17 protein-coding genes, 1 tRNA gene and 1 riboswitch are annotated in these 20,279 nt (G+C 60.8%); of the genes, 2 read left to right on the forward strand and 16 right to left on the reverse strand.

Annotated features, from left to right (window positions below; translation table 11 throughout):
* Nucleotides 1-34 precede the first annotated feature (34 nt).
* From ACM6I6_RS10435 to ACM6I6_RS10505, 15 genes are all read right to left on the reverse strand, one after another.
* Complete coding sequence (locus ACM6I6_RS10435; RefSeq protein WP_077184214.1) at nt 35-214, reverse strand: type II toxin-antitoxin system HicA family toxin; 180 nt, start codon at nt 212-214, stop codon at nt 35-37.
* 267 nt (nt 215-481) lie between these two features.
* Nucleotides 482-1,450, reverse strand: coding sequence for an RHS repeat-associated core domain-containing protein (locus tag ACM6I6_RS10440; RefSeq protein WP_414919846.1), 969 nt, complete (start codon nt 1,448-1,450; stop codon nt 482-484).
* A 174-nt stretch (nt 1,451-1,624) separates the two neighbouring features.
* Complete coding sequence (locus ACM6I6_RS10445; protein ID WP_414919847.1) at nt 1,625-3,172, reverse strand: Fic family protein; 1,548 nt, start codon at nt 3,170-3,172, stop codon at nt 1,625-1,627.
* Between the two features lie 305 nt (nt 3,173-3,477).
* A tRNA-Gly gene (locus tag ACM6I6_RS10450) sits at nt 3,478-3,551 on the reverse strand.
* A 173-nt stretch (nt 3,552-3,724) separates the two neighbouring features.
* A complete protein-coding gene (locus ACM6I6_RS10455; protein ID WP_323606723.1) occupies nt 3,725-4,609 on the reverse strand; it encodes an alpha/beta hydrolase in 885 nt (294 codons plus the stop codon).
* A 312-nt stretch (nt 4,610-4,921) separates the two neighbouring features.
* A complete protein-coding gene (locus ACM6I6_RS10460) occupies nt 4,922-5,614 on the reverse strand; it encodes a pseudouridine synthase (RefSeq protein WP_323606724.1) in 693 nt (230 codons plus the stop codon).
* 35 nt (nt 5,615-5,649) lie between these two features.
* The gene (locus ACM6I6_RS10465) at nt 5,650-5,868 is read right to left on the reverse strand and encodes a cysteine-rich CWC family protein (protein WP_323606725.1); all 219 of its coding nucleotides are present in this window, start codon (nt 5,866-5,868) and stop codon (nt 5,650-5,652) included.
* Complete coding sequence (locus ACM6I6_RS10470; RefSeq protein WP_414919848.1) at nt 5,855-7,348, reverse strand: diguanylate cyclase domain-containing protein; 1,494 nt, start codon at nt 7,346-7,348, stop codon at nt 5,855-5,857. The genes ACM6I6_RS10465 and ACM6I6_RS10470 overlap by 14 nt, the downstream gene beginning before the upstream one ends.
* A 190-nt stretch (nt 7,349-7,538) precedes the next feature.
* The gene (gene atzF, locus ACM6I6_RS10475; protein ID WP_414919849.1) at nt 7,539-9,317 is read right to left on the reverse strand and encodes an allophanate hydrolase; all 1,779 of its coding nucleotides are present in this window, start codon (nt 9,315-9,317) and stop codon (nt 7,539-7,541) included.
* A 24-nt stretch (nt 9,318-9,341) separates the two neighbouring features.
* On the reverse strand, nt 9,342-12,968 hold the full coding sequence (gene uca, locus ACM6I6_RS10480; RefSeq protein WP_414919850.1) for an urea carboxylase: 3,627 nt from the start codon (nt 12,966-12,968) through the stop codon (nt 9,342-9,344).
* 253 nt (nt 12,969-13,221) lie between these two features.
* Nucleotides 13,222-13,863, reverse strand: a complete 642-nt coding sequence (locus ACM6I6_RS10485) for an urea amidolyase associated protein UAAP2 (protein WP_323606729.1) — start codon at nt 13,861-13,863, stop codon at nt 13,222-13,224.
* 11 nt (nt 13,864-13,874) lie between these two features.
* Nucleotides 13,875-14,600 carry an urea amidolyase associated protein UAAP1 gene (locus tag ACM6I6_RS10490; protein ID WP_323606730.1) on the reverse strand — a complete coding sequence of 242 codons (726 nt, stop codon included), beginning with the start codon at nt 14,598-14,600 and terminating at the stop codon, nt 13,875-13,877.
* Nucleotides 14,601-14,612: 12 nt separating this feature from the next.
* Nucleotides 14,613-15,401, reverse strand: coding sequence for an ABC transporter ATP-binding protein (locus tag ACM6I6_RS10495; RefSeq protein WP_414919851.1), 789 nt, complete (start codon nt 15,399-15,401; stop codon nt 14,613-14,615).
* Complete coding sequence (locus ACM6I6_RS10500) at nt 15,398-16,213, reverse strand: ABC transporter permease (protein ID WP_408600000.1); 816 nt, start codon at nt 16,211-16,213, stop codon at nt 15,398-15,400. Before ACM6I6_RS10500 ends, ACM6I6_RS10495 begins: the two co-directional genes overlap by 4 nt.
* A 15-nt stretch (nt 16,214-16,228) precedes the next feature.
* Nucleotides 16,229-17,296, reverse strand: coding sequence for a putative urea ABC transporter substrate-binding protein (locus ACM6I6_RS10505; RefSeq protein WP_414919852.1), 1,068 nt, complete (start codon nt 17,294-17,296; stop codon nt 16,229-16,231).
* A gap of 60 nt (nt 17,297-17,356) precedes the next feature.
* Nucleotides 17,357-17,457: riboswitch (guanidine-I (ykkC/yxkD leader) on the reverse strand.
* A 336-nt stretch (nt 17,458-17,793) separates the two neighbouring features.
* Between ACM6I6_RS10505 and ACM6I6_RS10510 the strand changes: the two genes are divergently transcribed.
* On the forward strand, nt 17,794-18,216 hold the full coding sequence (locus ACM6I6_RS10510; protein WP_274073505.1) for a hypothetical protein: 423 nt from the start codon (nt 17,794-17,796) through the stop codon (nt 18,214-18,216).
* Nucleotides 18,217-18,336: 120 nt separating this feature from the next.
* Here the strand turns inward: ACM6I6_RS10510 and ACM6I6_RS10515 are convergent, their stop codons facing one another.
* Nucleotides 18,337-19,449, reverse strand: a complete 1,113-nt coding sequence (locus tag ACM6I6_RS10515; RefSeq protein WP_274073506.1) for an enoyl-CoA hydratase/isomerase family protein — start codon at nt 19,447-19,449, stop codon at nt 18,337-18,339.
* 133 nt (nt 19,450-19,582) lie between these two features.
* Between ACM6I6_RS10515 and ung the strand changes: the two genes are divergently transcribed.
* Entirely contained in the window at nt 19,583-20,275 is a 693-nt protein-coding gene (gene ung, locus ACM6I6_RS10520) for a uracil-DNA glycosylase (protein WP_323606735.1), read from the forward strand.
* Nucleotides 20,276-20,279 lie beyond the last annotated feature (4 nt).

Below are 20,279 nucleotides of genomic sequence, written 5' to 3' on the forward strand. Positions count from 1 at the left end.
GTCATTGTCCTCCGAGGACTCGGCACAGCGTCTGTCAGAGCAGCGCCTGCTGCAAAATACTGATGGCCGTTTTCTTGAGAAGATCTTTCTTCGGGTGAGGGACTGTCACCAGCCCCGGTTTGGTCGGATGCTTGAAGTGATGATGGCTGCCTCTGATTCGTACCAGATACCAGCCGTCCGCAACGAGTTGGCTTATCAAAAATCGGCTATTCACATCACCTCCCTGTGGTGTGCTTGTGGTTACTATACCTACTGGTTGTTTTTAATCAACACTATAACCACCAAGTCGTCCTGGCTCGGTGGGACAGCGATAGGAATCGAGTCTAGAAGGCCGCTGCGGACATGGCTTTGGGCAAGCCTGAAAGGAGAGGGTTGGGTGTATTGCGAGGTTTTGCGTGCAGGAGCCAACAAGCCGGCACCTATAGATCCAGTGCTTGTGGAAAGGCTAATGCCTGATGAGATTCGAGAGCAAATCCACGTCTTAGCTTGAGCGTCTGATTGTCCTGGCTGCGGAATTAGTTTCATCTATGAATTGCAGTTGCGGAAGCTCGCTCATCGGGGCTGTGGGAAGCTCGGGTTGATTCAAGAGGTTCTCCTGGTCTCTCGCAAACCGTGTGCTTTGCGATAGACGTCCAGTTTGAGGTGGTGCACCGCGTGCAGTCGAATGTATGGGGGCAATGGGAGTCAGGGCTATCGGTGGACTATATGGTGGCGGTGGATCAAGGTTCAAGGTGGAGAACGATGGCGGCAAACCCGGCAATGACAAAGTTGAATATCGAGGCGGACGATCCAGGACCCTAGCCACCGTCTGAAACCATTGAGTGCTTCTTGCCGTTGCTTCTCTTGCCGCTCTGAAAGCCAGCGTTATGGTGGCTGCCCCTGCTGTAACACTCGCACCCGCCAGAACGGGTGCTATTACCGAGGCAGGGTTTGCAATTGCCGCGGCACTGAGCAGCAAGCCTGACGCTCCCGTACCCAGAGCCAAAATTCCTTGCCCTCGAAAACGACCACTTGTAGACAGGGAAAGCGCCATTCCTCCTGTCGAGGATGCCGCGCCTGCAACGCCTGAAAGAATATTCACAACAGCCGGTATAGCGAAGCGCCCTGTGGGATCTCGATGATTTACTGGATCTGCGACGCAATAGGTGTACGCGTTTAATCCACCGGCGGCGAATGGGCTCAATTTGTCAGGAGAGTGGAACCGCATCAGCACCGGGTTGTAGGCTCGATGACCGTTCCCCAATAAATACCAATGAGTCTGTGCTTCCTTAAACTCACCATTGAAACCAAGACGGGTACAACGGTGATCGCCTGATCGGTACCCATAGGCAGTGTATGCCAATGGATTCACCTCGCCTTGACTCACCTGCGCCACAACGGATTGGTTCTGATGGGTCGCAAGTAGAATCGTTTTTGGTTCGTTTTTCTCGATTCGAGTGGGCGTGACCATAAGGGGCTTCTGGATACTGAAAGGACGATACTGTTGTTTTACAGATTATGGTCCCGCGTCGGTACTAGCAGAACTGATAGTACCTTGGCCTAGCTCCAGTCTACATTTAGCGAGAGCGGCGAGGATCTTGAAACAGGGAAAAGTAGGGAAAAGTAGGGAAAAGGGGAGACGGATTTATTTCTCTTCACTGCTTCCCATCTCGCGATCTTCAAACGCCGAACGCACAGCCTCCACAACTCGTTCCGCCATGCGCTCATCCTCAAGCTGCGGATACCCTTTCTTCAGCTTGCCCGAAACCACCCAACCATTCTCCTTGATGGAGCGGATGATGCGATTCGCATCCTGGTCGGGCATCTCCAGCACCTCTTTCAACTGCTCCTGTGCTCGCTGAAAGATCAACAATACGCGCGCTTCATCCGCCATTTCCGTGCGAATCGTATGCTCGACAACATGTGCGGTGTACAGGACATGTTCAGTCAGGTCCGGGTACCGCCAGGCAAAACAGGCATTCTCATATTCATCGAAGATGAAGTTGCTGAGGGTCCCGTCCTCGTAAATCACCAGTTCGCCGAAGCGATAGGCCGTCGCGTAACGGCGCATGAAAGGTCGCGAGAACACTTCGAGTGTACGGTCGTAGCCGGCCCGGAAGTCGATCGAGCTGGTGATGGTGGCTGATATCGGCAGAATGACGCCGTCGGGCACTGCCTTGTCTCGAATCAAGGTGTCGTTGATCAGGAAACGGTGGATCCGACCATTGCCATCGCGCATGGGATGGATATAGACGAAGCCAAATGCCAACACAGCGGCACGCGCCAGCGATTCCGCACCACGTGTTGCAATCTCAAATTCGTTGAGGCCCGCCAGTAGTGAGTCAAGGTCCCTGGAGTGGGGCGCAATGTAGTGCACGATGTCCTCGCGCATCGTGGCTTGCCCCACAAATACGGGAGAGCGCCGCAAGCCCAGGCCGATGGCGTCATGTCCCAGAATGCCGACTTGCAGGGACTGCAGGCTGTCGTTGCTCAACGGGTTTTCGATATGACCGCAGTATTGGGCAATGACATGGGCAAACCGCTGGATACGATCAGCCTGGTCGGCTTCCTTTTCGATCAGAAAGCTTGCACGCGACTCCTTGAACGTCAGCCAACTGGCCGTACGCATCAGGATGTCGGCGCCAAAGGCCTGATCCAACTCGGCCAATGCTTCGCGCAGATCAAATTGCAGAGCGTCCTGCACGGGCGCTGTTCGACGAACCAAGGGACAGAACTGAGCCGTTCCCGGCAGATTGTTATTGATTCGCCAACGCCGAATTCGTAACGACTGGCGACGAGTCAGGTATTTTTTTGGCGAAAGTGCATCAACGTAGGCACCATTGGTCACGTCCGGCACATCCAGGTGTTCACCTGTCAGCCATTCATAAAGGAATCCTGTGCGATGGGCGTACTGGCCGAAAGGCTCTCGTCGACACCAGTCTTCGACAGGCTGCGGCCCTACGACCGCAAACAGGCGGGCAAAAAATTCGAGATGAATGTCTTCGTACTTGAGGCCGAATTCGAAATGTCCTGCAAAGTCGTCTGCGGGTCGGTAGCTTGGCGGATACCGGTTCTCCACATGCCCGTCGCTCTCGCGGCTGACCCGTGTGCTGCCGATCGTGGACTCGACGCGCAGAGGCTGCGCCAATGCGATGTCGTAGCGGTTCGCGAGGGTGTTAAAACCGACTTGCATTGACGAGATCCTTTACTGAGGAAAGAAAAACGCTAACAGAACGTCGATCCTATGCGAAAACGCTAATTCATGCAGGTGTGAAAAGGCTAATGTTTGATGAAAATGATACTAAAACCGGGTTCTGAGAAAAAAAACGCTAACGAGTCCAGATTAGTCACTACAGCGGTGGGGTTACATGCTTATCGAAAGTGGAAATGAAACGCTGAATTTCACCAAATATTAGACACAAAAAAACCGGCCATCTAAGCCGGTTTTTTCTTTACCTGCATCCCCCGTCAAAAAACAACGTGAGACAAGAATTCGGTTGGAGCGGGTGAAGGGAATCGAACCCTCGTTATCAGCTTGGGAAGCTGGAGTAATGCCATTATACGACACCCGCTCAGAGCGGAGACTTTGTACCAGATGTGCGCGTGGAAATGAAGTTTTTCTTTGCGTTTGATGGCTTTAGCGCGGGTGAAGCACATGCATGGACCCTGTGACGGTCGTTCGCGGGCAAGCCTCGCGCCTACGGATTACGTAAGGGCAGCGGGGCTTGCTCGCGATGACGCTGTTTCAGAGGGACAATGCATGGTGGTCCTGAACGTAGTGGTAACGCGGTCGGGCATCGTGCTGTGCCGGCTTCAGGAACCCCAGTAATGCGTTGCGGCTGTCTCGGCAGGCGGCTTTGTGTTCCATGTCGAGAAAGTGGCCGGTAGCGCCCAGGGTCGTGAAGGTGGCGTCTTGCACGTGGTCGGCGAACAACCGGGCGCCATCGGCGGCGGTGTATTCGTCCCATTCGCCGTTCATGAACAGCACCGGTACGTTGATTTTCTGCGCCGCCTTGAAGAAGCACTGGCGGTCGCTGTGCAGCAGGTCGCTGATGTGGAAGTGCATCTGCCCGTATTCGTGATCGGCCAGGCTGCTGACGTGGCGGTAGTTGAAGCGCTTGAACAGCGTCGGCAGGTGTTTGCCGATGGTGCTGTTGACCAGGTTGCCGACCCGGTCACCGTCACGGCTGCCCAGGTAATCCACACCGCGCTCGAGGTAGTCGAGCATGTGCGCATTGATCTCCGGGGAGAACGAGCTGATCACGGCTTTTTCGATGCGCCGAGGCTGTTGGGCCAAGGCGACCAGGGTTGCGGCGCCACCCCAGGAAAACGACAGCACGTGTTCGGCGGCGAAGTGGTCGATCAGCTCCAGGAGGATCTGCCCTTCGACTTCCTTGGTCAGCAATTTCTCGTGCAGGTTGTGGGCTTTGGACCGGCCCGCGTAGGGCTGGTCGTAGCAGACCACATTGAACTGCGGGTGGAGATTCTTCACGGTTTGAGCAAACGACGCAGTCGTGGCCATCGAGCCGTTGACCAGGATAATGGTCTTCTCTGCGGCGTCTGCGCGATAGAACTCCGTGTAAACCCGATACTGACCCTGTATATCCAACACAGCGATTTCTGGCCTCATGTCATAAGACTCCTGGCAAGCGGGTATGCGCGCAAAAGAGATTGCACGAGCTTTGTGACAGGTAGGCATACGCCCTGGAAATTGTTAGCCCATGTCGATCCAATGCAGTCCGGTCGACGGGTATTGTTATTGGCGGGCAGTTTGCCGGGTGAGGCCGGAACCCAAGGGTCCCTACCGGCAAAAAGTTTCTTAGATACAGCTTGTGACTCATCGGTCACATTTCGGCCGACGTCCTGATTCAAGCAGGGGTCACGTCATCGCGCAAGTGCCTTTGGCAAATTGTTCGACAACTTCTGCTCAGCGGTAGGCTGCTTAGATCAATTCGATCTCATCAACGCTCAGCGGGCGGTATTCACCCGGTTTCAACGCGTTGTCGAGCACCAGTGGGCCCATGGATTCGCGATGCAGGCGCAGCACCTTGTTGTCGAAGTGACCGAACATGCGCTTGACCTGGTGGTAGCGTCCTTCGACGATGCTCAGGCGTGCGCATTTCGGGCCCAGCAGCTCCAGCCCGGCGGGTTGGGTGGTGAGGTCTTCGAAGGCGAAGTACAGCCCCTCGCGAAAGGTGATCGCGTATTCGGGGCCGATGTCCTGCTCGGTTTCAACGTAGTAGACCTTCGCCAGTTTGGTCTGCGGCTGGGTCAGGCGTCGCGACCAACTGCCGTCGTTGGTGATGAGCATCAGGCCGGTGGTGTTGAAATCCAGGCGCCCGGCGATGTGCAGATCATCCTTGTCCGGTTCTGCGATCAGGTCGAGGACGGTGGGGTGCTGCGGGTCGCGGGTGGCACTGACGCAGCCGGCGGGTTTGTTGAGCATGAAGTGACGCAGCGGCTTGCCGGCTTGCAGCACCTGGTCGTCGACTTCGACGCGGCTGAATTCGCGCACGTCAGTGTGGGGATCGCTGACGGTCTTGCCGTCGATCCGGACGCGTTTTTCCACCAGCAACAGGCGCACCTGCTTGCGGTTGAAGCAGGGCAGGTTGCTGAGAAAACGGTCGACGCGCATGACGTGAGGATCAGTGAATAAAGGGGGCGCGCATCTTACTTGATCGACGGCGGCGTTGCTTGCAACTGCGCCTCAACCTCGGCGCAACGCGGACACAGGCAGGCTGTGTTGCGCAGTTCGGCGGGCAGCGCCTGGAGCACCGCCGGGTCGATGCTGACGCCGTAGCACCAGCAGGCCCGGTCAGCGGTTCGCGGGTCGGCCAGGGTGCAGTCGTTGGCTGCGCCGCAGGCGGGGCAGAGGTCAGGCTTTTTCATAGGCAGGTTGAGGCAGTTCCACGCAGATTCGGTTGCGGCCCGATTGTTTGGCCCGGTACATCGCATGATCGGCCCGGGACAGCAGGGTGTGCAAGGTGTCATCGGGCTGCAGGGTGGTCAGGCCGATGCTGACGGTCAGTTGCAAGCGGTTGCCATTGTACGCATAGGGCTGTCGCTCCACATGCTGGCGTATTTTCTCGGCGATCACCTGTCCGCCGTCACCGTCGGTGTCCTTGAGCAGCACGATGAATTCTTCACCGCCCCAGCGACAGACGATGTCGGAGTGGCGCAGGCAGCTTTCCAGGTCCCGGGCGAAGCCGATCAGCACTTGATCGCCGGCCAGGTGGCCGTAGGTGTCGTTCAAGGCCTTGAAGTGGTCCAGGTCCAGCAGCAGCGCCGTCAGCGGCCTGGGTTCACGCTGGGCTTCTTGCATCGCTTGCGCGGCCAGCAGGTCGAAGCCGCGGCGGTTGGGCAGTTCCGTCAGGCTGTCGAGCGTGGCCTGGGTCTGGATCTGTCCCTGGTAGCGCTTGATCACGCGGTTGAGCAGGGCCAGCACGATCAGTGTGACGATCAGGCAAATCAGCAGGTTGAGGTACAGCGAGCGGCGGATGTCGCTGAGGTCGCCGTCTTCGCGCTTGTCCACGAACAGGTACCAGTTCAGCTCCGGGATGAAGCGCACGTTGAGGAAATGTCCCTGGCCCTGGCCGGAATATTCGTAGCTGCCGCTGTGGGGCTTGGGCAGTTGGCTGAGCAGGTTTTTCATGCTGTCGAGCTCGGCCAGGGTCTGCCCGGCCAGGGCGCCTTGTGGCCCGCCCTCGGCCCCGGTGAGCACCAGGCGGCCGAAGGTGTCGACGAAGTAGACGCTGCGCTGGTAGCGCTGCTGGTATTTGTCGATCAGCTTGATCACCGCATCCACCGTCAGCCCGACACCCGCGGCGCCGATGAAGCGGTTGTGGTAGTCGTAGACCTTGTAGTTGATGAAGACGGTCAGGTTGTCCTTGTTGGCGAGGTCCGGATCGACGTTGATCTCGTAGGGATCCTTCATGTCACGGACACGGAAGTACCAGGCATCCCGGGGTTCGGTGACCCTGACCTGCTTGAGCACACCCTTGGCGTGGTAGTAGGTGAGGCTCGCGTCGGAGACGAAAAACGCCGTGTAGGCACCGTAGTGGGTCATGACCTCGTCGAGGTAGCGGGTCATCTGCCCGGTGTCGCGTTCGCCATTGACCACCCAGTCGCGCATGAAGGTGTCGCGGGACATCATCGAGGAAATCAGGATGGGCCGGACCAGGTCTTTCTGGATTTCCGAGTAGACGGTGTCCGATGTCAGCGGCAGCTCGGTGTTGACGATGTTGTCGCGGATCGACGCTCGCGAGGCGTAGTAACTGAGAAAGGAAGTGGCCAGGAAGCCTGCGCCCAGCAACGCGACCAACGTGAGGACCAACGACCGTTGGGAATACAGCGGCGAACGAAGTGGCATGGCAGTTCCATTGTCAGCAATCCGATGGCAAGCATTCTAAGGGCTGGCGCGGGAAATAACTGCTCCATGTGCGTCGCGAATGGTCGTTCCCATGCATGACGCAAACAATCCCTGTAGGAGCTGCCGCAGGCTGCGATCAAAAACAAAGTCAAAAGATCGCAGCCTGCGGCAGCTCCTACAGGGGGCGGGGTCAGGCTAGAGTTTTGAGGTAGGCGCGCCAGCCGCCCAGATGGCTGATATCCACTGCCCCCTCCAATCCATAAGCCTCACAGATGAATCCGCTTTCCCAGCGACCATCCGCCAGCTGTACCTTGCCCAGCCCCAACGGTGCCGGGATGCCGGTGAGGAACGAGCCCAGTTCGCTGCTTGGCAATTCCCAGACTTCCACGGCAATCGCCACGCCGCCGTGCTTGACCCGAACCATGCCCGGACGCAACGGCGGGCCACCGGCCAACGCATGCAGCTGATAATCGGCCGAGCTGAACGTGGTTTCCACCAGGCGCGCGCCGCGTTGTTGGAGCTGCCAGTTCAACGCCAGGCCATCCAGGTGCGCGCCACAGACCACCAGCCGCGCGCGGTCATTGCGCGCGACCGCGGTCGGTGCCGGGGCAGCCAATCCTTGCTGGCGCTGCAGGCCATCGGCCAGGCTCAACAGGTACTGATCGGTGAACGCCCGCCCGAACAGGGTCACGCCCCAAGGCAAGCCGTTGTCCATGAACGCGCTGGGCATCGCGACGGCAGCGTAATCGAGCAGGTTCATGAAGTTGGTGTAGTAGCCCAGTTCGCTGTTGCGCAGCACCGGTTCGGCGTCGAGTTCTGCCAGGGTGACCGGGCGGCCAATGGATGGCGTGACCACGCAATCGAGACCTTGCAGGGCTTTGTCGCACAAGGCTTTCAGCGCTTGCAGCCGGTATTGGGCGCGGAAGGTCTGCACGCCCGTGACGGCCGGGGCCTTCGCCAGTACGGCGCGAATGACAGGCAGTACGGCCTCGGGATTGTGTTCCATCAATTCGCCGGCCACGCTGTAGCGTTCGGCCACCCAAGGGCCTTCGTAGAGCAAACGCGCCGCTTCGAGAAAGGGCGACAGGTCCAATTCCACCGCTTCGCCACCCAGGGCCTTGAGTCGATCGATCGCATCGGAAAATAGCTGCGGGCCTTGAGCGCAGCCAAAAAATTCCAGGTCTTGCGCACGGGGCACACCGAAACGGAACCCACGCACTGCGCCGAACGCCGAGCCGTCATTCCACAGCGGATTAGCGCGGCTGTACTTGTCCCGTGGATCGAGTTTGGCGGTCAATGCGAGCAACTGACTCGCTTCCCGGGCGGTCGCGGTAAAGGTCGTCACGCAATCGAGCGTGCGACAGGCCGGCACCACGCCCGCGGTGGAAATCAGGCCCTTGGTGGCTTTCATCCCCACCAGATTGTTCAACGCCGCCGGCACGCGCCCGGAGCCCGCGGTGTCGGTGCCCAGGGCAAAACTCGCCACACCGAGCGCCACCGCCAGGGAAGAACCGGCGCTGGAACCGCCCGACGGGTATTCCGGCAACACGCTATTGGGGCACGCGCCATAGGGCGAGCGCGTGCCGTTGAGGCCGGTGGCGAATTGATCGAGGTTGGTCTTGCCCAGCGGCACGGCGCCCAGGGCCAGCAGTTGCTCGACGATGGTCGCCGAACGTTGCGGCACGTAGGCAAATGCCGGGCAGGCCGCCGTGGTCGTGATGCCCGCCAGGTCGATGTTGTCCTTGATCGCGAACGGCACGCCGTACAAAGGCAGGCTGTCGATGTCGCGGCCGTCGAGGGCGGCGAGGTAGGGTTCCAGTTCTTCGGCGCTGAGCAGATGGATGAACAGGTGATAGTCCGGGTTCAGTGCCGCTGCTTTATCGCGCAGGCTTGATAGCAGTTGACGAGGCGTGGTGCTGCCGTCGCGGTAGGCGTTGCGCAGGGCGTCGAGTTGCAGATTGATGTTCATGCTATTCGTCCTTTCGAAAGGGGTTCAGTCGAGTTCAAGCACCACGACGCGTTGTCCGGCACGCACCGCCGAACCCGGCTGCACGCGAATCTCGCGCACCACGCCGGCCATCGGCGCGAGCAGCGGGATTTCCATCTTCATCGACTCCAGGATCACCAGCACGTCACCGGCCTCGACGCGGCTGCCGGTTTCGACCTGAACCTGCCAAAGGTTGCCGGCGATGTGGCTGTCGACGCTCTGTTGACCGTTGGCCAGAGGGGCGTCTTCGCTCGCCTCTGGAACCAGCTCTTCGCTGTCGAAATGCGCCTGGCCGCTGGCGATCCAGCGCTCTCGTTCGGCGTTGAAGGCGCCTTGTTGTTGATCGCGAAAGGCCGCGATGGTCTCGGCTTCTTGCGTCAGAAACGCCTGGTAATCCGCCAGGTTCAGCTGACTGTGCTCGATGTTCAGATCGAAACGCCCGAGGGGGAAATCCCGGCGGATGCGCAGCAGTTCATCGGCGCTGACCGGGTAGAAACGGATCTGGTCGAAGAAGCGCAGCAGCCAGGGCTTACCATCGAACGCGGCGACTTCGCGATAGCGATTCCACATCTGCAAAGTGCGTCCAACAAACTGATAACCGCCGGGGCCTTCCATGCCGTACACGCACATGTAGGCGCCACCGATGCCCACCGAATTTTCCGCGGTCCAGGTGCGCGCCGGGTTGTACTTGGTGGTCACCAGGCGATGGCGCGGGTCGAGCGGAGTGGCGACCGGTGCGCCGAGGTAGACGTCACCCAGGCCCATCACCAGGTAGCTGGCGTCGAACACCGTGCGTTGCACTTCATCGAGGTTCGGCAGGTCGTTGATGCGACGGATGAACTCCAGGTTGCTCGGGCACCAGGGGGCGTCCTTGCGCACGGTGGTCATGTATTTTTCGATCGCCAACTGGCAGGCCGGGTCGTCCCAGGACAGCGGCAGGTGGACGATGCGCGAGGGCACCTGCAGGTCCTTGGCGGCGCACACGGCGTCCCATTCGCCGGCGACGATGCCGAGCAGATCGGCGAGCGGAAGTTGCTCGGGTTGGTAGTGCACTTGCAGCGAGCGGATGCCCGGGGTCAGGTCGATCACGCCGTGCAGGTGTTTGCTTTCCAGGGCTTGCATGAGGGCGTGGGCGCGGAAGCGCAGGACGAGGTCGAGTTCGGGGGCGCCGATTTCGAGGAGCAGGTGGGTGTCGCCCGACAGCCTCGCGACCAGTCGCGTATCCCCCTGGCCCAAATCCAGCACCACAGGCGACACATCCCCCTGTAGGAGCTGGCTTGCCAGCGAAGGGGCCAGTCCTGACACCGCATCAACTTCTTCGCTGGCAAGCCAGCTCCTACAGGTTTTCCATTTCAAGGCGAGGGTGCGGGCGGTCTTGAGATCGACTGGGTGGAACTGCACCTTGTCCCCAGCCTTGAGCTGGCCCAGCTGCCAAAGATCCGCTTCGATCACCGTCACCGGGCACACGAAACCGCCCAGGCTTGGGCCGTCCGGCCCCAGGATCACTGGCATGTCACCGGTGAAATCCACCGCGCCAATGGCATATGGATTGTCGTGGATATTCGAAGGGTGCAAACCGGCTTCACCACCGTCGGCACGCACCCACTCAGGCTTCGGCCCGATCAGGCGCACGCCGGTGCGGCTGGAGTTGAAGTGCACTTCCCACTGCGTGGCGAAGAAGGTGCCGATGTAGTTTTCGGTGAAGTATTCCGGTGCGCCGTGTGGGCCGTAGATCACGCGGATTTGCCGTACGGCGGGCAACTCTGCGATTTCAGGCAGTTGCGCACCGACGCTACGGTCGTTCAACGCCGGCAGATGCAACACATCACCCGCCCGTAAGGCACGACCGCCATGCCCACCAAACTGACCGAGGGTAAAGGTGCTTTTGCTCCCCAGATAATCCGGAACCTGCAAGCCACCGCGTACGCACAGATAGCTGCGCGCACCAGCGCCGGCGATCGTGCCGAGGCTCAAAGACGCACCGGACGGAACCAGTAGCGCGGTGTTCATCGGCACCAATTCACCATTTAGCGTGAGCGGAATCTGCGCACCGGTCACCGCCACCACCGCATCACAATTGAACCGCAGCAACGGCCCGCTCATGGTGATTTCCAGCGCTGCGGCGCCTTCGTCATTGCCCAGCAGGAGGTTGCCCAGGCGCAACGCACGGCTGTCCATCGGCCCCGAGGGCGGCACGCCGACCGCCCAATAGCCGAGGCGGCCGGGATAGTCCTGGACGCTGGTCTGGGTGCCGGCGCTGAGCACTTCGAAGGTATTGGCCCGGTACTCCAGGCCTTCCAGGCAACGGGTCCACGGCTGGCCGCTGGCGAAGGGCGCATCTAGCAGAATCTGCCTCAGGTAGTCACGGTTGGTTTCCACCCCGTACAGCAGGCTGTCACCCAAGGCTTGATGCAGATCGGCAGCCGCTTGTTCGCGGGTCGATGCCCAGCTGATGACCTTGGCGATCATCGGATCGAAGTAGGGCGGGATCTCGCAACCGGCCTCGACCCAGGTGTCGATGCGCAGCTGTTTGCCGTCGGCGACGGGAAAATCAACGGCGGTCAGCAAGCCCGGACTCGGTTGAAAATCCCGTCCCGGATCCTCGGCATAAAGTCGGGCCTGAATCGCATGGCCGTCAGCTTTCAAACCTCGGCTCAACTCGCTCAACGGCGGCAGATCACCCGCGGCCAGTTGCACCATCCAGCGCACCAGGTCGACGCCCCAGACTTGCTCGGTGACGCCGTGCTCCACCTGCAACCGGGTGTTCACTTCCAGGAAGTAGAAACGCTGGGCATCGCTGTCGAAGACGAACTCGACGGTGCCGGCGCTGCGGTAGTTCACCGCCTTGGCCAGCTTGATCGCCGCCGCGCACAGTTCATCGGCCATGCCCTCGGGCAGGTTCGGCGCCGGGGTTTCCTCGAGGACTTTCTGGTTGCGCCGCTGCACCGAACAGTCGCGCACGCCGAGGGCTATCACCTCTCCACGGCCGTCGCCAAACACCTGCACTTCCAGGTGCCGGGCGCGCTGGATGTACTTCTCGATGAACACGCCGGCGTCGCTGAAATTGTTCTGCCCGAGGCGCTTGACCGCCTCGAAGGATTCGCTCAACTCGGCCGCGCTGCGGCACACGCGCATGCCGATGCCGCCACCGCCGGCGGTGCTCTTGAGCATCACCGGGTAACCGACCTGTTCGCCGGCGATCAGCGCTGCGTCGAGGCTGTCGAGCAGCTCGGTGCCTTCGAGCATCGGCACGCCGTGTTGTTTGGCCAGGGCGCGGGCGGTGTGCTTGAGGCCGAACACCCGCAGTTGTTCCGGCGTCGGGCCGATGAAGGCGATGTTGGCGGCTTCGCAGGCTTCGGCGAACGCTGCGTTTTCCGAGAGAAAGCCGTAGCCGGGATGGATTGCGGTGGCGCCGGTGGCTTTGGCGATGGCGAGGATTTTTTCCACCGCGAGGTAGGTGCCAGCGGCCGCGCCTTCACCGAGGCAATGGGCCTCGTCGGCTTGCAGGATGTGCAGGCTCGCGGCATCGGCTTCGGAATACACGGCAACGCCTGCGACCTGCAGTTCGCGCAAGGTGCGCAGGATGCGGCAGGCGATGGCGCCACGGTTGGCAATCAGGACTTTTTCGAACATGGCATAACCCCTGAAGGGGATGCGGGCCGTCCCGCAGTTTTTCGATGAGCGCCAGGGTCGTCCCCGACGGGAAAATCAACTTTCTTCAAACACCACCGCCCCCTGTAGGAGCTGGCTTGCCAGCGAAAGCGGTGTGTCAGTCACACCATTGTTGAATGTGCTGGCCCATTCGCTGGCAAGCCAGCTCCTACAAGGCACTGGCTTGAGCGGGCCTGGCACAGGGCAAACAACCAGCGGCGCAATTTCGGGAATTTCAGTTCCATACCAGCAGCTCCGCAGGGGTCGGGTTGTAGGCGTTGCACGGGTTGTTCAGTTGCGGGCAGTTGGAGATCAGCACGATCACGTCCATCTCGGCCCGCAGATCGACGTACTTACCCGGTGCGGAAATCCCGTCTTCGAAGGTCAGCCCGCCGTCAGCCGTGACCGGTACGTTCATGAAGAAATTGATGTTCGGCCCGATGTCGCCTTTGCCCAGGCGCCCGTCATGCACGCAGGCGCGCAGGTAGTTGTCGCGGCAGCTGTGCATGTGGCGTTTTTCCAGGGCGTAGCGCACCGTGTTGCTCTCTTGCGCGCACGCGCCGCCGAGGGTGTCGTGACGGCCGCAAGTGTCGGCGACGATGGTCAGCATCGGCTTGCCGAGGTTGGAATACAGCACGCTGCCGGTGGTGAGGTACACGCTGTTCTGGCGGCGCAGGGTGCGCTGCACGTCGTAGCGTTCCTTGGGATTGGCGACACTGTAGAACAGGGTGTCGACGGCCTGGTTGCCTTCCAGGTCGAGGATGCGCAGGGTCTGGCCGGCCTTGACCTCCATCAACCAGGGTTCGCCGGCGGGGATGGTGGCGCGGTAGACGGCCGTTTCAGGCGACTGTGGAGCGGTGGCGATAGCGAGTGACATGGCAGCGATCCTCAGGCGAACAGACGGTCGGTATTGATGAAGCCGCGCTCGTTTTCCGGGCGCGAGGTGCGGCAGTGTTCGGCGACGCTGGAGTCGGCGTTCATCCAGCTGAGCTTCAAGGGTTTAGGTGCGTATTCCGGCGACGGGTCCATCGGATGCTGCAGGGCGGTGAGCACCACCAGGGTGTCCATCGGCGCGTACAACTCGATGTAGTCGCCAGCCTTGGAGTTGCCCTCGACGAAGTGAAAGCGCCCGGCGTCGTCGACGTTCACCCGGCTGAACAGGTTGAGGGTCATCAGCAGGTCGGACAGCCCCAACCCCCACTTGCCCAACTCCACCAGCAGGTTATCCGTGCCGTTGCGGAAGAAGCCGTTGCGCAGTTCCTGATAGCGGCCTTGGCCATATTTTTCCGCCACTTCTTCAGCACAGAGCACGCCGCCAAGGCTATCGCTCCAGCCGCAGGTGTCGGCGGTGATGGCGGCCAGCACGCGGCCCATGTCCGAGTACAGGCAATGGCCGGCGGTGAGCTTGGCGGTGTGTTGGCACTTGAGGCTATCGGGCAGGTTCAGGCGTTCGGTTTTTTCGTTGGCGTTGAGCAACGTCAGGCTGACGTTGGCGCCGCCGCGCAGGTCGGTCAGGCGCAACAGCTGGCCGCGTTTGAGCACGAAGGAACGGTGGCCGCCGCCGGGCAGCATTTCTTCGGCGAAGGGCGGGAACAGTTGAGTCGAGTCGGTCATTTTCATATTCCTCTAAGCGATACGAAGCGTGCTTGCCAGTTGCACGGGCAAGGCGTCGACGGCGGGACGGCAGGTGCGGCGGTCGCTGTTCAAAGGGATGTCGTAGGTGATGCGTGCGCCATAGGCACCTGGGGCGTGCGGGTCGAGGCGGACCTTGTCGAACACCAGCAGGCGAGTGCCGAGGCTGAAACCTTCGGACAGGTCGTGGGTGACCATGAACACCGTCAGTCGTGTCTCGCGCCACAGCTCCAGCAGCAGGGCGTGCATGTCTTTGCGGATGCCCGGATCGAGGGCGCCAAAGGGTTCGTCGAGCAGCAACACCCGCGGCTTCATGATCAGCGCCTGGGCGATGGCGAGGCGTTGTTGCATGCCGCCGGACAGTTGCGCCGGGTACTTGTCCAGCGCATGACCGAGACCGACTTTGTGCAGCAGCACCGAAGCCTTTTCGCGAGCCTCTTTTTTAGCGCTGCCGAACAGGCGTCCGAGCAAACGCGAGCGGGGCAGTTCGAGGCCAAGGGCGACGTTGTCCAGCACGCTCAGGTGCGGGAACACCGAATAGCGTTGGAACACCACGCCACGGCTGGAATCCGGTTCGCCGGCCAGGGTTTGGCCGTCGAGCAGGATCTCGCCGCGACTGGCTTTTTCCTGACCGAGCAGCAGGCGCAGGAAGGTTGACTTGCCGCAACCGGAGGCGCCCACCAGGGTGCAGAACTCACCCTCGGCGACGCTCAGGTTCAGGCCTTCGAGCACCACCTGGTCGGCGTATTGCTGCCAGACGTTTTTCACCGTGATGAAACTCATGCCCGCGCTCCTTCATACCAAGGGAATGCACGCAGGGTCAGGCGCTTGAGGCCCCAATCCATCAGCCAGGCGAGCAGGGTGATCCACACCACGTACGGCAGGATCACGTCCATCGCCAGGTAGCGGCGCACCAGGAAAATCCGGTAGCCGAGGCCATCGGTGGAGGCGATGGCTTCGGCGGCGATCAGGAACAGCCACGCCGAACCCAGCATCAGGCGCAGCGAGATCAGCAGGCGTGGCAGCAATTGCGGCAGCACCACCCGCAGCATCAGGGTCCAGGTCGAGGCACCGAGGGTCTGGGCCTTGATCAGCAGTTCCACGGGAATTTCCCGGGCGCGCTGTTCCAGGTCGCGGGCCAGGGCCGGTGTGATGCCGATCACGATCAGCATCACTTTCGACAACTCACCCAAACCGAAGACGATGAACAGGATCGGCAGGATCGCCAGCGGCGGCACCATCGACAGCACGGTCAGCAAGGGTGACAACGGCGCGCCGAACAACGGCAGCGTGCCGGCGGCGATGCCCAGGCACAGGCCGGCCAGCGCGCTGATGCCCAGGCCGATGGCCAGGCGTCGCAGGCTGGACGCTGTGTCCTGCCAGAGCAGGTAGTCGCCGGTGCGGCTGTCGGCCACGAAGGCCAGGCGCTGCACCGCGTCGCTCATCTGTACGGCGCTGGGCAGCAGTTTGTCGTTGGGGTTATCCGCCAGGCGCTCGGCCGAGCCCATGAAGTAGGCGAGCAGCAGCAGGGCGAAGGGCAGGATCACCAGCAACAGGCGGCTCGGGCGATCCGGGTGGCGATTGATCAGGCGCATGGCCAAGTCCTCTGGTTACAACTTGGCGTCGGCAGCCATCTGCACGTAACTGGGGTCGAAGCGCAGCTTGAGGTTGCCCTTGTCGCCGCTGGTCACGCCGTTGGCGAAGGCCATGCCCACCGCGCTGGTGTCTTTGGCGCCTTCACCGAGCAAGCCGTGCTGGAAGGAAAACTCGGCCACCTTGCGCATGGTTTCCGGCAGTTGTTTGCTGGTGCTGAACGCCAGGGCTTCCTGCGGGGTGGCGAACAATTTGGTGGTGTCCAGTTGCGCCTGGAAACCGGCCAGGTCGGTGCCCGAGGCTTTGGCCATGTGCTCCAGTGCGGCCTTGCCCGCGGCGTTTTTCGCATTCATCAACTCGACCACTTCGAACCAGGCGCCGGTCAGCGCCTTGCCCAGGGCCGGGTTGTCCTTGAGGGTCTGGGAGTTGACCACCATCATGTCCATGATCTCGCCGGGGATCTGGCTGGAATTGAACACCTCGGTCACCCCGGGCTGGGCCTTGATGTCCGAAAGCATCGGGTTCCAGGTGGTGACGGCGCTGACCTGATCGGTGTTGAAAGCGGCGGAGATATCGGCGTCGGAGGTGTTGACCACTTTCAGGTCTTTCTCGGTGAGGTCCACCGAATCCAGGGCCCTGGCCAGCAGGTAGTGCGACACCGAAAGCTCGACCAGATTGACATCGGTGCCCTTGAGGTCGGCGATTTTCTTGCCTTCGCCCTTGAGCACGATGCCGTCGTTGCCGTTGGAGAAGTCGCTGACGATCAGCGCGGTGCTGTCGACGCCGCCAGCGGCCGGAATGGTCAGCGCATCCATGTTGGTCATGGTGCAGCCGTCGAATTGGCCGGCGGTGTACTGGTTGATCGATTCGACGTAGTCATTGAGCTGGACCACATCGATCTTGATGCCGTACTTCTTCGCCCACTTGTCGACGATGCCTTGGCTGCCGGCGTATTCCCAGGGCATCCAGCCGGCGTAGATCGTCCAGCAGACGCTGAACTGGTCTTTCTGGGCGGCGGGGGACGAGAGGCTCACCAGGGCTGCGAAGGCAGCGGCGAGCAGGGCGGGTAAACGATGCTGGGACATGGTGGTTCTCCAGTTGATCAAGGGCGGACAGGAAGGCAGCGGCACCGCGAACGGTGGCTTGTCTCCCGGGCTTTTGTCCCGCCGTGTAACCTCAACTGGAGGTCGCCAACTCTCGGACCAGCCACTCGCGCTTGCGAGCCGGAACCCTAGTCAGCCATTGCAAATTGTGGTGCCGCGAACCTGTGTTGACTCCTGCACGCATTTGCTAAAGCGAGAGCCGTGCCAAGTCGGTTGAAGCGCTCTGGCATGCGGGATTGATCGACTGAAGCGCTAGCAAGGTTGCTTGCGCCTGCCTTGTGATGGTGCGCGGGTGCACCGCAATGGGACGTGCTGGCCAGCGTTAATAGATGAAAAACTTTTCATCGGCGACATGTTTCAACGTGTTGCAGGGACGCACCAGATCTCGAATTCGATGTCTGATCTATCGACAGTTGGAACATTTGGCTGTCGCCTGCCAGCGTCGCTGGTTTGGCTCATTCGCGGTCCAGGAGGCCGCTATGCATCGACAAATTCTTCTCATTGCCGTGTTGGGTTTGTTCCTGGGTGGTTGTGTGCCTTATTCCGATGGAGGAGCCGGTTACTACAGGTCCGAGGTCTATACCTCGCCAGCGCCTTATTACGCCGGTGGAGGCTCCTATTATTCCAACGGCGGTGGTTATTACACACCACCACGCCGGTACTACGCGCCGCCTGCCCGGTATTACCAGCCAACGCCGCGCTATTACCACCAGCCGCGGGTTTATCAACCGGCGCCACGCTATTACCAACCGGCACCTCGCTATTACCAGGCTCGCCCAGACTACCGGGCACATGGTTGGGACGGCCGTAACCGCGGCGGCTGGAACAACGATAACCGGGGTGGACGCAACAACAAGCACGGTGGTCGAGGTGACCATAACGGTCGCGGCAACCACCGCTAGTCTCATGCATTAACGCAATACCTTGTGGGAGCGGGCTTGCTCGCGAAGGCGGAGTGTCAGACAACGGTAATGTCGACTGATACTCCGCCTTCGCGAGCAAGCCCGCTCCCACATTTAGTTTCAGTAATTCGACAGATCCGCCAGTGGATGACGCCCTTCCCAGACCTTGTGAAAGTGCGCCTCCACCACCGCATCCGGCACGTTGTTGACGTCCGGCCAGTGCCAGTGGGGTTTCTGGTCCTTGTCGAGCAACCGCGCGCGCACGCCTTCGCTGAATTCGGGATGGCGACAGCAGTTGAGGCTCAGGGTGTATTCCATCTCGAAGACTTGCGCCAGCGACAGGTGGCGGGCGCGTTTGATCTGTTCCCATACCAGATGCGCGGTCAGCGGCGAGCCTTCGATCAGGTTGCGCGCCGCGCGGTTGAGCAGCGGGTCGGCGTGATCGCGCAGGGTGGCGATGGCCTTCCAGGCGCAACGCACATCACTGACATCCAGCAGTTCATCGATCTGCTGGCGGCGTGGCAGCCACTGGGCTTCGGGCATCTGCGCAACCGCCTCCTGCTGCAAGGCCTTGAGCAGGCTGTTGAGCTGCATCGGCGTCTGTTCCTGCCAGTTCAACTGCAGCAGGCCTTCGATCAGCTGTGGCTGCTGCTCATCGAGCAGGAAACGATCAGCCAGGTCCAGATCGATCGCATCGCGACCGTTCATGTGGGCACCGGTCAAGCCGAGAAACAAGCCGAGCTTGCCGGGCAAGCGTGACAGGAACCAACTGGCGCCGACGTCCGGGTACAGGCCGATGGTGATCTCCGGCATGGCCAGCCGGCTGCTCGGCGTGACAATCCGGATGCTCGCCCCCTGCAACAGCCCCATGCCGCCGCCGAGCACATAACCGTGCCCCCAGCAGATCAGCGGTTTTGGATAGGTATGCAGGCTGAAGTCCAGCCGATACTCCGCGGCGAAGAAATTGGCGGCCAGGGGTGGCACTTCGCCCGGATGGGCACGACAGGCCTCGACCAGACTGCGCACTTCACCGCCGGCGCAGAAGGCCTTGATGCCTTTGCCGCGCAGTAGGACGCAAACGATTTGCGGTTCCTTGGCCCAGGCGTCCAACCTGTCGCGCAGGGCGTTGATCATCGGCAGGGACAGGGCGTTCAACGATTGCTCGGCATCCAGGGTGGCAATGCCGATACGGGCGCCGTCAGTGCCGGTGAGTTCTTCGAAGTGCAGATTCATCGGTGACCTCGCTGGGGAATTTGAGGGGTAAGTATGATCGCTGTGTGGGAAAGTGCCGGATCTGCGTCAGATCAATTGACAAGCGTGATGGGCTTTCCTAGGGTTCGCCCCATTGTTTTTGCCGGATGTAACCATGACTGCTGACGACCGTATCAAACTCGAACCGAGCTGGAAGGAGGCACTGCGTGCCGAATTCGACCAGCCCTACATGGCAGAGTTGCGACAATTCCTCCAGGACGAGCGGGCGGCGGGCAAGGAAATCTATCCGCCGGGCCCGATGATCTTCAACGCGCTCAATTCCACGCCGCTGGACAAGGTCAAGGTGGTCATTCTCGGCCAGGACCCCTATCACGGCCCGGGCCAGGCCCATGGCCTGTGCTTCTCGGTGCAACCGGGCGTGCCGGCGCCGCCGTCGCTGGTCAATATCTATAAAGAGTTGAAGCGCGACCTGAACATCGACATCCCCAGCCACGGCTACCTGCAAAGCTGGGCCGAGCAGGGCGTGTTGATGCTCAATACCACCATGACCGTGGAGCGTGCCAACGCCAATGCGCACAAGGACAAGGGCTGGCAGTTTTTCACCGACCGGATCATTGAAGTGGTCAGCCAGCAGCAACCTCACCTGGTGTTCATGCTGTGGGGCGCCCATGCCCAGAGCAAACAGAAGCTGATCGATGCCACCAAGCACCTGGTGCTGACCTCGGTGCACCCGTCACCGCTGTCGGCCTATCGTGGTTTTCTCGGGTGCGGGCACTTCAGCCGGACCAACAAGTTTCTGGAGCAGAATGGCGAAACGCCGATCGAGTGGCGGTTGCCGCCGATTTGAAAAA

Source organism: Pseudomonas sp. IT-P218 (assembly GCF_949767605.1).
GTDB classification, from domain to species: domain Bacteria; phylum Pseudomonadota; class Gammaproteobacteria; order Pseudomonadales; family Pseudomonadaceae; genus Aquipseudomonas; species Aquipseudomonas putida_AE.